At 70.5% G+C, this 12,437-nt stretch carries 8 protein-coding genes; 4 read left to right on the top strand and 4 right to left on the bottom strand.

The window, feature by feature from the left end; translation table 11 throughout:
- Window positions 1-1,097 precede the first annotated feature (1,097 nt).
- On the bottom strand, window positions 1,098-1,370 hold the full coding sequence (locus ABZ887_RS50070) for a 2Fe-2S iron-sulfur cluster-binding protein (protein WP_361306233.1): 273 nt from the start codon (window positions 1,368-1,370) through the stop codon (window positions 1,098-1,100).
- Between the two features lie 2 nt (window positions 1,371-1,372).
- Window positions 1,373-2,665 (bottom strand): hypothetical protein, encoded by a 1,293-nt coding sequence (locus ABZ887_RS50065; RefSeq protein WP_361306231.1) that lies wholly within the window; start codon window positions 2,663-2,665, stop codon window positions 1,373-1,375.
- Between the two features lie 500 nt (window positions 2,666-3,165).
- On the opposite strand from ABZ887_RS50065, the gene ABZ887_RS50060 reads away from it, so the two are divergent.
- Complete coding sequence (locus ABZ887_RS50060) at window positions 3,166-4,719, top strand: glycosyl hydrolase (RefSeq protein ID WP_361306229.1); 1,554 nt, start codon at window positions 3,166-3,168, stop codon at window positions 4,717-4,719.
- An 88-nt stretch (window positions 4,720-4,807) separates the two neighbouring features.
- Here the strand turns inward: ABZ887_RS50060 and ABZ887_RS50055 are convergent, their stop codons facing one another.
- The gene (locus ABZ887_RS50055) at window positions 4,808-6,232 is read right to left on the bottom strand and encodes a DMT family transporter (protein ID WP_361306227.1); all 1,425 of its coding nucleotides are present in this window, start codon (window positions 6,230-6,232) and stop codon (window positions 4,808-4,810) included.
- Between the two features lie 400 nt (window positions 6,233-6,632).
- Between ABZ887_RS50055 and ABZ887_RS50050 the strand changes: the two genes are divergently transcribed.
- Entirely contained in the window at window positions 6,633-8,042 is a 1,410-nt protein-coding gene (locus tag ABZ887_RS50050) for a hypothetical protein (RefSeq protein WP_361306225.1), read from the top strand.
- A 66-nt stretch (window positions 8,043-8,108) separates the two neighbouring features.
- On the opposite strand, the gene ABZ887_RS50045 is transcribed toward ABZ887_RS50050, so the two are convergent.
- Window positions 8,109-8,708, bottom strand: a complete 600-nt coding sequence (locus tag ABZ887_RS50045) for a LuxR C-terminal-related transcriptional regulator (protein WP_361306223.1) — start codon at window positions 8,706-8,708, stop codon at window positions 8,109-8,111.
- A 357-nt stretch (window positions 8,709-9,065) separates the two neighbouring features.
- Between ABZ887_RS50045 and ABZ887_RS50040 the strand changes: the two genes are divergently transcribed.
- Together ABZ887_RS50040 and ABZ887_RS50035 are read left to right on the top strand one after the other, a co-directional pair.
- Window positions 9,066-11,849, top strand: coding sequence for an AAA family ATPase (locus ABZ887_RS50040; protein ID WP_361306221.1), 2,784 nt, complete (start codon window positions 9,066-9,068; stop codon window positions 11,847-11,849).
- Between the two features lie 187 nt (window positions 11,850-12,036).
- Complete coding sequence (locus tag ABZ887_RS50035; protein ID WP_361306219.1) at window positions 12,037-12,231, top strand: hypothetical protein; 195 nt, start codon at window positions 12,037-12,039, stop codon at window positions 12,229-12,231.
- The last annotated feature ends 206 nt before the right edge of the window (window positions 12,232-12,437 follow it).

Below are 12,437 nucleotides of genomic sequence, written 5' to 3'. Positions count from 1 at the left end.
AACAGGACCTTCGACAAGCCCTATCGTCCCAGCTCAGAGGCACTCCTCGCTTATTTGATCAACCCTCGGACGGCCCCCTTCGTGAAAGCCCGAGGCTAACGGCCCCGCGCCCTACCGCTGCCAGAATTAGACCGTGAAACTGCGGCAGGAGAGGAAGCTGATTGCACTCCGCCCGCTCGCTGCTCTGCGCGGTTGAGCGCGCTCGCCACTGCCCGATTCAGCCCGTCCACAGCATTGCGGCGCCGATCCTGGTTCGATTGCCCATAACCAGGCGGATCCCCTGCGCGGTTGAGCGCGCTCGCCACTGCCCGATTCAGCCCGTCCACAGCATTGCGGCGCCGATCCTGGTTCGATTGCCCATAACCAGGCGGATCCCCTGCGCGGTTGAGCGCGCTCGCCACTGCCCGATTCAGCCCGTCCACAGCATTGCGGCGCCGATCCTGGTTCGATTGCCCATAACCAGGCGGAGGCGGATGCTCTGCCGCAACATCCTGGCTCTGTGAATACGAGTCATCCGTTTGCTGTTGGTATTCGCCATAGTCATGGCTCGGTCCGAGCTGAGGGCTAGAATTGGAAGAACGATTCACATCGTTCGCATCATTATCTGACATCTTACACCTCCCCCCCTTTAACGTTGCTCGTTAGCTATTGGTTCAACCGGGTGAAGAGTTTCTGAGGTTTTTGCTTCGGGGTGATGTCGTGGGGGTGTCCGGGTGAGGCCAGTCTCGGTGGTGAAACTGTTGAGGGGGCCGGGCCGGTAGTGCATCTTCTTCAGTCGGGTGCGGGTGAAAGCCGTGAGGGCGTCGGCGGTGTGGGCCGCGAGGTTGCGCGGATCGTTCTTCAGGTTCGCCCGCACATCTTGAGCCGGGTTCGGGTCCGGTGTCTGGGTCGGCGGGCGGAAGACGGTCAGCCGCTACTCCCGGGCGGCCGGTAACTCGCGCATCAGTTATTCTTGCGCTGGGTGGGGCTGTCCCCTGAGGGGGCATTTGATCTAGCCGTATTGCCCCTAAGTTACCGGTATTGAGGCTAGGGTCATGACACCGGCTCAGTCAAGGAGTTTGGCCGAGTCACTCCTTCACTCCTTATGGGCTCAACAGTCACACGTAGCGCAGCCGAACGTCGCCGAGCACGACGCACTGGCAGGCGAGCCGCCAATCGTGATCGGCCACCAGAACCTCCAGGAGCCGTGCCTCCTTGGCGGTCGGTTCGGACAGGTTGTCTCCACCCGCGAGGACTTGGACCAGGCAGGCTCCGCAACGTCCGGCGCGGCAGCCGAACACGACGGGAAGGTCGTTCTGGGCGCAGACAGGTGCGAGTCGGGAGCCGGACGGGACCTCGACCCGCTGAGTTCCGATCTCGATCACGGCCATATTCATGGATTCCTGTCCGAGTCAGGTGACACGCCCAGTTTGGCGGTGTCGGAAACGAGGGCGGCCATTTCCGTCATGAACGCGCGGTAGTTTTCCGTGGTGGAGGGGAATACTCGCCCGGTGGTTGTCGCGCCGCTGAGAACCTGACCGGCGAGGTGCCGGCGCAGGGTGCGATAGGCGGTGAACATCTCGATGCACCGTTGGTAGGCGTCGATGAGCTGGGGGTGTCCGCTGCCCAGTACCCACGGCCGAAGTCCGGTGCTCAGTTCCCGGATCGAGCGGAAGAACTCGGTCCACCTCGGCGGGACGAACCGCAGGCTTCCGCTCATCGCGGCGAAGGCCTGCGGATGGCTGAACTCGACGTGGAACAGCGCGTCCATCATTCTGGTGAACGGCAGTTGATAGCCGGCGGCGTACCCGTTGTCGTCGTCGTTGACCCAACCCGCGGTGACCTGGATCTTGCGGAAGCCCGCGGCGTCGATCTGGGGAATGAGCCGCCGGATGCAGAAGTGGACGTTGCGCAGTGCGTCGTGCACGCACCGCAGGGCGAGTGCGCCGAGATCGACGTCGTCGGCCTTGAGGCACTCCAACAGGAGGCAGCCCCATCCATAGGCCGGGACTCCCAGGGACTCCGGCGCGAAGAAGGCGCGGTAGAAATGCAGTTCGGCTTCGCTGACTCCGTTGAGCGCGAACTGCGGGAAGACTCGCTCGGGATCGGCGAGGTCGCGGTATGAGACGGGCGCTCCGGCCGCCACCCCGTCGAGCCGCCACACCCGCATCGTCATCATGATCTGGTTGAATCGGTGAGGCGTTCCGGTCGACTCCGCCAGTGCCGCGAGCAGGACGTCGAACCCGCCGGGCAGCGGACTTGAGCCACTGGCCACGTCAAGCGTCGGACTTCCCTGCCTCCACAGATGGTTCAGGAGCACCAGAGGGACCAGCAGTGCCTCTTGTCTCGGTATGGGCAGGAGATGCGCCAGGCGGACCAGTTCGGCGGGGCCGCCGACGCGCGCCATGAAGACGTCGATCTCGTGTCGGAGCCAGGTCCGGAAGCGCTGTTCGTCCTCCTGCGCGTACACACCACCCGCATCGCTGCAAAGTCTGGAGATGTCCGCCAACGGAGCGGGGAAGTCCAGGTAGTCGGGTACGGCCGGCAGCGTGAACCCTGTCTGCGTCGACGCGAGCAGCGCCAGTGTGTCGAGAGGCCGGACAGGATCGAACGCGACCGGGCCTCCGTAGTCGAACGGTAGCCGGTCGCCGGGCAGGCAGAGCAGGGGCACGTCCAGCGTCGCCACCCTCATGACGTGAGGGCCGCGCGCTCGACCGCGCACCGAGGCCGCGTCGAGGTCGGCAGGGGCCAGGGAAGCCGAAAGCGGTCGCGGAATGGCCCGCAGGGCACGACGGCGTCCGGGCCATGACGAACACATCTGTTTCAGAGTCCTTCCGGAAAGGGATTGATGTCCCACCACCCGGCCGGGGCCTGGCTACCGCCTGCCGCGAACGTCACTCCATCGAGAATCCTCAGATGCTCCTACCGTCTCACACGTTCACCCCAGCAGCCGCGATTCCTCAGCGGCTTGACGGCGTCGCCGCGGGTCGCTGCGGGACGGCGCGCCTCACCGCAGCTGGGGGCCGGCGCGCACCACCCTCGGCTTGGTCCGACCGCCTGGTCTCGTCGGTGAACCTTCCTCCACCCGTGCACGTGGTGTACCCGCACACACCGGCCTGAGGGCCGATCCGATATCGGTCAGAGACACGAGGTACGCCCATGCGCGGTCCGCGCAGACGGATACTTTTGTTCGCGTTCTTACTGTTCGTCGTCGCCGTATCCACCGCGGTCGTGGCCTTCGGTTCCTCCTCCACCGCCCATGGCAAGGATCCCGGTAGCGCACTGGCCGCCGCTTCCGGCGAGCACACGGTCACTCTGCAGAACAAGACGGACGACCGTGTCTGGGTGGGCAGCACCGTCAACGCCGACGGCTCGACGCCCCTGACCGGACTGCCGGTGCTGGACCCGGGGCAGTCGGCCACGATCACCATTCCGGAGCGCTCGGCCGCAGGGCACTGGAGTGGCACCTTCTTCGCCCGCCAGGGCTGCACCGGTGAGGACGGCAGTACGTTCCACTGCGCAGTGGGGGACTGTGGGCCCTACACGGATCACTGCGCCACCGGGGAGCAGCCGACGAGCCTCGCCGAGTTCAATTTCGACACGGCGGACAGGCTGGCGCCCTGGTACGACGTGAGTTATGTCAACGCCGTCTCGGTTCCCATCACCATCACCCCCGACGACGTGGCGACTCCGGAGAGCGGTGAATGCGGGGCCGTCGGCTGCGCGGACGATCTGCTCGCCGGCTGTCCGGCGGACGATCTGACCAGGGATCAGGCCACCGGCAAGCCGCTCGTGTGCGTCAACCCGAACCGCGACGCCAGGACCGCCTACAGCGACGCCATCACCGCACAGTGCCCCAAGGCGTACGCATGGTCGAAGCAGGACACCGAGCCGGGCAACCAGACCGTGCGACAGTGCAGCAAGTGCACCGGGCTCACCGTCGCGTTCCAGGGCACCGGAAGTGACAGCACCACCACGTCCACCGCCGCCGGCCCCGCACCCGCGGTCGCGCCCTCGGCCCGCAAGGGCGTCGGCCTCAACTCGGTGAACGGCGCGTCCGAGGCGTTGGCCGCATCCGGGGTGTCCTGGTACTACAACTGGGCCTCGTCCACCGGTGGCGTCGTCAGACCGGCCGGCGTGGAGTACGTCCCGATGCTCTGGGGCCCCGGTTCGGTCACCGAGGCAGAGCTCCGTCGCGCCGGTCAGGAAGGCACGGAACTCCTCGCCTTCAACGAGCCCGACTCACCCACGCAGGCCAATATGACGCCTGAGCAGGCACTGGACCTGTGGCCCCGGTTGGAGGGGACAGGACTGCGCCTGGGCGCACCGGCGGTGGCCTCGGGCGCCGACGTCGCCGACGGCTGGCTGGACCGCTTCATGCGCGGGGCGGCCGCCCGTGGACTGCGGGTGGACTTCATCCCGCTGCACTGGTACGGCGGCGACTTCGGCCCGGCGGCCACGGACCAGCTGCGCGCCTATCTGCAGGCGGTCCACGACCGCTACCACAAGCCGATATGGCTGACCGAGTACGCGCTCATCGACTTCTCCCAGGGTGCTCCGCGCTACCCCGACGAGCAGCAGCAGAACGCGTTCATCGCGTCGTCGACGCGGATGCTGGACAGCCTGGACTACGTCGAACGTTACGCCTGGTTCGCCCTGAACACCGAGACGAGCCCCACCGGTCTCTACGACGGGGCGAACGCGAACGCCGCCGGCCGTGCCTACCACGACGCCGACTGACTCGTAGACAGACCTCGCACGGCCGCCTCATGGCACCGATTCCGGTGCGTCGGTGCCATGAGGCATGGAACAGATCCTCGTTCCGGCCTCATTCGGGGACGGACCGAGCGCCCCCGCGCAGCAGACGACTGTTCATCTCGTCCAGGATCCCGGGGCGGTGTCCCGGGTCACGCTCGTACATCCTCCGGAGCCCGTCGGCCAGGCCGTCCGCGACGGCGTGGTCCGTCACCTGGCACCACTCCCGATAGGCGTGATCGAGGCAGTCACGCGTCCCGCGCGGATCCGGGCGCGGCGACGAGAAGTGGAACTGGGCGGCGGCCAGCCACAGCCGGGCGGAGAGGCCGTGGTCTCCGGCGATTCGCGCGACAGCGGCCCGTACCTCGATCCAGTGCGTGGCCTCGCCGGACTTGACGCCGTACAGCCGTACGGCCTGGTTCTCCAGCCGCCGGATGAGGGCCTCGGCCTCGGCGAGGCGCCCCGCGTGGGCCTCGCGCCACAGGTGGGTGTGGATGTCGCCGCCCGGGAGGGGGGCCAGCGTGAGCAGCGGGTGCTGCGGGAACGCGAAGGAGTCGCGCACGCGGCCCGGCGCGTCCAGCGCCGGATCCACGCGCCGGGCGTCGGCGACCACCACGACGACCACCCCCAGCATGATCAGTAGAAGTCCCGGCCACGCGGCCCCTCCGGGCAGCTGTCCTAGCCACAGCCAGGCGATCAGCGCGGCCACGGGGGCCTCCAGCAGGAGCAGCACGCTCACCGCCGTGGCCGGGGCCCGGCCGAGCGCGAAGTTCAGTGAGAACAGGCCGAGCAGCTGAGGGAGGACGAGGAGACCCAGCAACGCGAGCCACGTGTCCCCGTCGAAGGCGAACAACGGGGTTCTGGTGACGAGACACAGGACCAGCAGTTCCACCGTGCACACCGAGGAGCACAGCACCGAGTACGTCATGGTGCTGACGTCGGGACGGGCCTGCTCGCTCAGCGCCGTGTAACCCGCGAGCGCGACCGCGCCCAGGAGGGCCAGCGCGTCGCCGAGGAGTGCGTCCGTGCCCGTCCGTCCGTCCATGCCGCTGGCGAGGGCGGCGCCGGCCACCGACACGGTGAGCCCCGTCCAGGTCACCCGCGGCAGCCGGTTGCCCTGGAGCGTCGAGACGAGGGCCTGCCAGACGGGCTGGGTGGCGACCAGGGCGGTGGCCATGGCGACGCTGGTCATCCGAGTGCTCGACATGAACGTGGCGAAGTGGGCGGCCAGCGCCGTACCGGCGAGCACTCCGTAGAACGCGCCCCGGCGTTGCTCCCTCCGTAGGACATGGCGCTCTCCGCGGAAGACCTTCCTCACCTCGCGTCGGCGGATCAGCATGACCACCGGGCCGAGGGTGAGGAATCCGAGCGCGTTCCGGCCCAGCGCGAGTGCGAGCGCCGGGCCGGTGGCGAACGCGGTCAACGGCGCGGTCGCGGAGAACGCGCCGACCGTCACCAGCACGGCGGTGATGGAGACGGCGTCTAGCTTCGTGCGCATGGTGAGGTGCAACCTTCATCGCGAATGGGGTCATGGGGGTTGGGGGAGCCGTGTTGATCGGGTGAGCGTGGCCTGAGACGTCGGGGCTCTTGGGGCGATGGCCCCTCGGGCCCGGCCGGGTGGCTCGCCGTGGGGTCTGCCGGTCGGCACAACCGAGTGGCCGCGGTGGGCTGCTTCGTGGGCAGAGCGGCGCATCGCGCACAACGCGGGCGCGTGGTCGGCGGTTCAACCCCTCGCGCGTGCGCACGAACGGACGGCCCCGGGGCCGTCCCGCGAATCGGAGTGAACCGCTCGCGGCCCGGGGGCGTAGTGACCCACCGCCACGGCGATACCGGGACGGCCGACCGCGTGGCGATCCGGATCAGAGGGCCACAGGGCACCACATCAGGGAAGGACGGGCATGAGTCTGGGAGAAGAAGCGGACCAGCCGGGCACCGGGGGCGACCGCCTCGTGTCCGAGGAGTCGGCGGGTCCTGAGGGGGCGGACGCACCGGTCGAGTCGTCCCTGCCGTCCTCGGTCGTCGCCGTGGTCATCGCTGAGGACGGTTCCGTCACCATCGACGGCATGCCCGTACCGCTGGCGGACGGCGAGTCGGTCGACGTCGCGGTCCTCGACACCCTGCACGGATACGCGCGCAGCCGGAACACCCCGGTGACAGGGGCCATCACCGAATCGCCCGCCGGCCACATGGCGATCATCGAGGTCTCCCCCGACGGCTCCAGCAGACTTCTGGACCAGATGGACGGGTGGCCGGCCGCTCCCGCCGGGGTGGAGGAGCTCCCCGGCCCCGACGAGCGGACCCCGGCGGACCCGTCGCGGACGACGCCGCTGCCCGCGGTCCCGAGGGCGGAGCCGTACGAGAGCATGACGCCGTTCGGCCAGGAGCCCGGCCCGGCGCGGCGGATGCCCCAGTCGGACGAGGAGTACGAGGCTCCCGGACTGCTCAAGCGCCCCCTGACCATCGGGGTGGTGGGCGTCGCCGTGGCCGTGGTCGTCGTCATTCCGCTGGCAGTGCTGGGCAGCGGTTCGGGAGGGGGAGACGGCGGCGCCCAGGACAGGGCCGGCGATTCCGCCACGGCCGTGTCCCCGCCCTCGTCGGTGTTGCCCACCCAGGTGACTCCGGCCTTCTCCGGGCCGGTCGTCAGGACTCCGTCGCCCTCGTCCTCCGCGTCGTCCCACCCCCACCCCCACTCCAACACCCCCTCGGCGTCGGCGAAGCCGCCCGCCAAGCACAGCGCCGCCGCCGACACCGCCGCCGACACCGACACCGACACCGTCACGAACATCGGCACCGACGGCGATGACGACACGGAGGCGCCCAAGGCTCCGAAGCCGGCCGCCAAGCCCAAGGGCCCGACCGCGGCGACCACCGTCGTGAAACTGGCGTCGCAGAGCCCGGGCCGGCACATCTGCTACCGCGTCTATTTCGCCGACGGGGGCTGGCAGAAGCCCGTGTGCGACGGCGCGACCGCCGGTCAGGTGAAGAGCGGCCGGAAGATCAAGTCCATCAACATCGCGGTCTCCGGCACCGACGGCGTGTCCGCCAACGTGTACGTCAAGGACAGCGGTTGGCGGGTGCCCTGGCATTCGGCGGACGACGGTGCCGACGACTACGTCGGCGGCACCACTGCGGACGCGCCCTACATCCTGGGCTTCGGCATCAAGGTCGGTGACGACACGGTCTGCGAGAACGCCCAGGTCCACACCAAGGGATGGCACGGAGTCCAGTGCAACGCTCCCGGCGACATCATCTTCGGCGGCACCCTCGACAACAGCCGTTGGCTTGAGGCTGTCAGGTTCACGGTGTGACCGGGATGAACGGCCGCCCCTGTGAAGGAACTTGGCGGAGGGAAACGGTGCGGGACACGGGAGGAGTCAGAGCCAGCCCTCCCTGAGGGCAAAGGCGACCGCGTGTGCCCTGGTACGCAGAGCCAGGCGGGTTGTGAGGCCCTGGATGACCTTCTTGATCGTACGTTCGGAGTAACACAACGCGGCGGCGATCTCCCCGGTGTCCAGTCCCTCGGCGATGAGCCGGAGCACATCCACCTCCCGCGTGGTCAGCCCGGAGCCCGAGCCTTCGAGCGGGCCGTGCGCCGTCCCCGGACACGCGGGTGTCCGGTCGGCGGGAGAGCCGAGTGGAACACCCACGTCGCCCCGCGCGGCTTCCAGCACGGCAGCGGACAGACGGCGTCCCGTGGCCTCTTCCCTCCGCACGACGACGCTGACCCCGCACGCGACGGCATCGCGCACTTCGGCCTCCCGAAGCGCGTCCGCCACCAGTACGACCCTTCTGCCCCCGCCGTCGGCGATGCGGCGCAGCCGGGTGAGAACCCTGCTGTCGAAGCCGTCGCAGATGAAGAGGGTCACGGTCGCGGGTCCGGCCGCGGACTCCGTGCAGAGCCTCACCCCCGGATCGCGGCGCAACTGGCTCAGCGCGCCTTCACGGGAGATCGGGTCCGTCGCTTCGACCACCACGGGGACCCGGATCAGGGGCCGCCCGTGTGGGGCGGGCCGCCGGGGCGTGCGCGGGGCGGGACAGCCTGACCGGGAGTCCGTCGCCAAGACCAGGTTCACGTGCTTGCCACCTCGATGAGGGATGTGCTGTGTGACTCCTTTACGTTCCGGTGACCCATACGGCTCGTGCAACGTGGGCGCCCACGAGATGTACCACGAGATGGTGCGTGCGGTCCCACGAGCGTGTCCGATGACGCGCCCCACCCGTCGGTGCCGCGCGCGGCACGTCGTACGGCTGCGGTTGCACGCCTTGCGCCGAGCGACGAAGGGAGGCTCGTCCTGAAGGCGGGTACGGGCGTGCACGAAAGGAGACCGCTGGTGCCCCGACCGGCATCCGGGCACCGGACCGCGGTCGCGCTGCTGCGTGCCGAGACCGACCGTGCCCGTGGTGGCGCCGGACGCCTGGTGGTGGTGCGCGGGGCGACCGGTACCGGCCGCACCACCGTGCTGGACGCGGCGGCCGAGGACGCTGCCGCGCGTGGCATACGGACACTGCGCGTCCGCTGTTCCGACCATGACACCGCACACTCCTTCTCCGCCGTTCGGCGACTCCTCGCACCGGTGACGGAGCACGACGGTCCGACGACGGACACGGACGAACAGGCCGGCGCCGACCTGCTGTGGCGGCGGCTGCGCGGGTACGCCGACGACGGGCCCGTGCTGCTCGCCGTGGACGACGTACATCTGGCCGACGACGCCTCCCGGAGCTGGCTGGTCGAGGCCGCCCGGCGCATCGACCGGCTGCCGGTGCTGCTGGCGGTGACCGAGCGCAGCCAGTACGACGTCGACCCCCCTTCGCCCGGCATCACGCATGCCCTGGCGCCCGGTCTCGTCCGCACCTGCGTGCTGGCACCGCTGCCCGCCGAGGCCGCGGCCGCGCTGGCCGGTTCGGCCCGCCCGGGCGCCTCCGCCGCATGGCTGGACGCGTGCGCCCGGGCCGGGGCGGGCAGCCCGCTGCTGTTGCGAGCCTTGCTGGAAGACCTTGAGGGCGACCCGGCCGAGGCGGTTCCCGAGACCTGTGCCGCGCTGTATCCGGGGGCGTACCCGCAAGCGGTGTCGTGGTGGCTGCACAGCGCCGGTCCCATGACCGAGGCGGTGGCACGGACCCTGGCGGTGCTGGACGAGGGCCGGACGCGACCCGCGGGAGCGGGGGGCGCCGGGGCCGACGACGCGATCGGCCTGGCGGACCTGCTCGCCGAGACGGCGGGAGCCGACCCGTCCCGGGTCTCCGGGTGGCTCACCGCCATGACCCGGCTCGGCGTGCTGCGCCCCGATGACGACGGCCGTCCCCGGTACGCGCATCCGCTGTTCAGGGACGCGGTGCTCACCGGTGCGCCGACGGACCGGGAACGGGCGATCCGTCGTCGGCTCGCCCGGGTACTGCTCTGTCGCGGCGCCGGCGTCCAGGTGGTGGCCGGACAGTTGCTGAGAGCGGACACCGTGGGCGCGCCCTGGGGCCGGATGGTGCTGGAGGAGGCCGCGGCCCTGGCGTCGCGCGACGACCGCCGCGACGATGCCGTCGCGCTCCTGCGCCGGGCCCTGGACGAGCCCACCACCGATGATCAGCGGCAGGCGCTCCTGGTCGAACTGGGCTCCCTGGAGTATGCCGTCGGGCTCACGGCCTCCGCGCTGTCCCGGCTGGCCCAGGCGGCGCGGTTGGCGGGTGAGCCACCCACCCGGATGCGAGCCGCGGTGGCGCTCGGCGCGGTGCTGGCCGGCCTGGGGAAGACCCGAGCGGCGGTCGACACGCTCCGCGAGGCGATCGGCGAGCTGCACGAGCGCCCCGATCTGACCAGTGTCATGTACAGCGCGGTGGCACTCTTCGCCGACGAGGACAGGACCGTACGGCAGGAGGTGTACGACTGGCTGAACGGCATCGCCGCGCGGTCACCGGGACTGATCGGCACCACGGCGCACGCCCTGCTCGCACGGAACGCGGCGGCCGTCGGGCTCACCTCGGCGGACGAGACGATGCGCCGCCTGCGTGCCCTCCTCGCCGAGCCCGCCGACCCGATGACCCAGTCCTTTCTGGTCGGGACGGTCGCCGACGTCGCGCAGTGGGCGGACGAACTCGACGAGGCCGAACGGCTCGTGGAGCGTGGGCTGAACGGGCAGCCGCCGCTGCTGCTGCATCCGATCCGCGACGTGCTGCTGGACGCCCGCGCCGATGTGCTGGCCGCGCGGGGAGACCTTGCGGCCCTGCTGGCCGAGGACGCGGCCCTGCCCACGGCTCCGGGACGGGCCGGAGTGATCGCGGTGCAAGCCCACGCGGTGGTCGCGCTGGTCGAGACCGGACGTGTGCGGGAGGCCGCGCGACGGCTGTCGGGCATCCACCTCACCGACGCACGGAACTCCCGGCGGCTGCTCCGGTTCCTGTACGCGCGAGGCGTGCTGCGCATGGCCGAGGGCGAACTCGCGGTCGCGTTGCACGACTTCCTGGAGTTCGGGCGGCGGTTGCCGAGCCGGGAGATGGTGAGCCCGGTCGTCGCCCCGTGGCGGGTGGCCGCGGTCGAGTGCCATCTGGCCCTGGGCAACCGCCAGGAGGCGCTTGAGCTGGCGGAGGAGGAGCTGAGGCTGGCCGAGGTGTGGAGCACGCCCCGTACCCGGGGCCGCGCGCTGCGCGGCGTCGCCCAGGCGACCGGCGGCCGGCACGGCCTTGCCCTGGCCAGGGAGGCCGTACGGCTGCTGCGGGAGGCTCCCGCCGAGGCGGACCTGGTCGCCGCCCTGATCGTGCAGGGGCACCTGCTGATCTCCGTGGGGGAACGGGGCCGTGCCCGCGACAGCCTGCGTGAGGCCGCCGAACGTGCGGAGCGGCAGGGCGCCGTGCGCCTGCGGACACGCGCGGAGGAGGCGCTGCGGACGGGCGGCGCCCGGCGGCGTGCCTCCGCTGTGCGCACCGGTGTCGGCGCCCTCACCGGCAGCGAACGCCACGTCGCCGAACTGGCCGCCGACGGCCGCACCAACGCGGAGATCGCGGGCCTGCTGCATGTGGCTCTCCGGACCGTGGAGACCCATCTCACCAGCGCGTACCGGAAACTGGGGATCAAGGGGCGGCGGGAGCTGCGGGAGTCCTTGAACGAGGGCAAGGACGCCGACGGTTGAGCTGGGCCGTCGAGGACCGCACCGTCGTCGACGGCGTCCCGCCGAGTGGTACGGGCGGTCGCGAGCCGTGAACGCGCGGATGTCCGCCCGGGGCGTGCGACCACCGGTCGTGACCGCTCTCCGAACGAGGGCGGGCCACCGCGTAACCCTCCCTGGCGAACGGGCGGTTCGCCCGCAGGAGCGCACGATGGCCTTGTCCCGGTCCGACCCGATGCGGGATCCGGAGCACCAACCGCTGGAGCGGCCGGACCGGGAGAGCGAGCGGCGGGCCGACGTCGCCCAGGTCCTCCCCGGCCGCGCCGCCCTCGGCTGCCTCTGCGTTCGGGGCCGGGCAGTGAACCACTTCGGCACGGTTCCCGTTGAAACGCACGAGAGGCTGTGACGTCCCCCCGTCGGCCTCCCCTGTCGGACCGTCCCGGGCGAGGGCCATCGCAGTCGTCCGGGACGGTCCTCGACGGGACGTCCTTGCCGGGAAGGGGAGCGGAGACGGGAGCAGGGCCCCGGCAAAGTTGTTGATCACGTTGCCAGGAGCAGGTCGATGGGGCGGTCGGTGGCGCGTGCGTAATGCCGTAGGGCGGCGGCGATGTT

This window comes from Streptomyces sp. NPDC047061 (assembly GCF_040643955.1).
In the GTDB taxonomy this organism is placed as follows: Bacteria; Actinomycetota; Actinomycetes; order Streptomycetales; family Streptomycetaceae; genus Streptomyces.
Note: the sequence above shows the minus strand (reverse complement) of the source record. Positions and strands in the feature narration are given on the sequence as shown.

Excerpts from the sequence above, each read along its gene's own strand:
- ABZ887_RS50035 (WP_361306219.1), top strand. The coding sequence starts at position 12,037 with ATGGCCTTGTCCCGGTCCGACCCGATGCGGGATCCGGAGCACCAACCG.
- ABZ887_RS50070 (WP_361306233.1), bottom strand. The coding sequence starts at position 1,370 with ATGGCCGTGATCGAGATCGGAACTCAGCGGGTCGAGGTCCCGTCCGGC.
- ABZ887_RS50055 (WP_361306227.1), bottom strand. The coding sequence starts at position 6,232 with ATGCGCACGAAGCTAGACGCCGTCTCCATCACCGCCGTGCTGGTGACG.
- ABZ887_RS50050 (WP_361306225.1), top strand. The coding sequence starts at position 6,633 with ATGAGTCTGGGAGAAGAAGCGGACCAGCCGGGCACCGGGGGCGACCGC.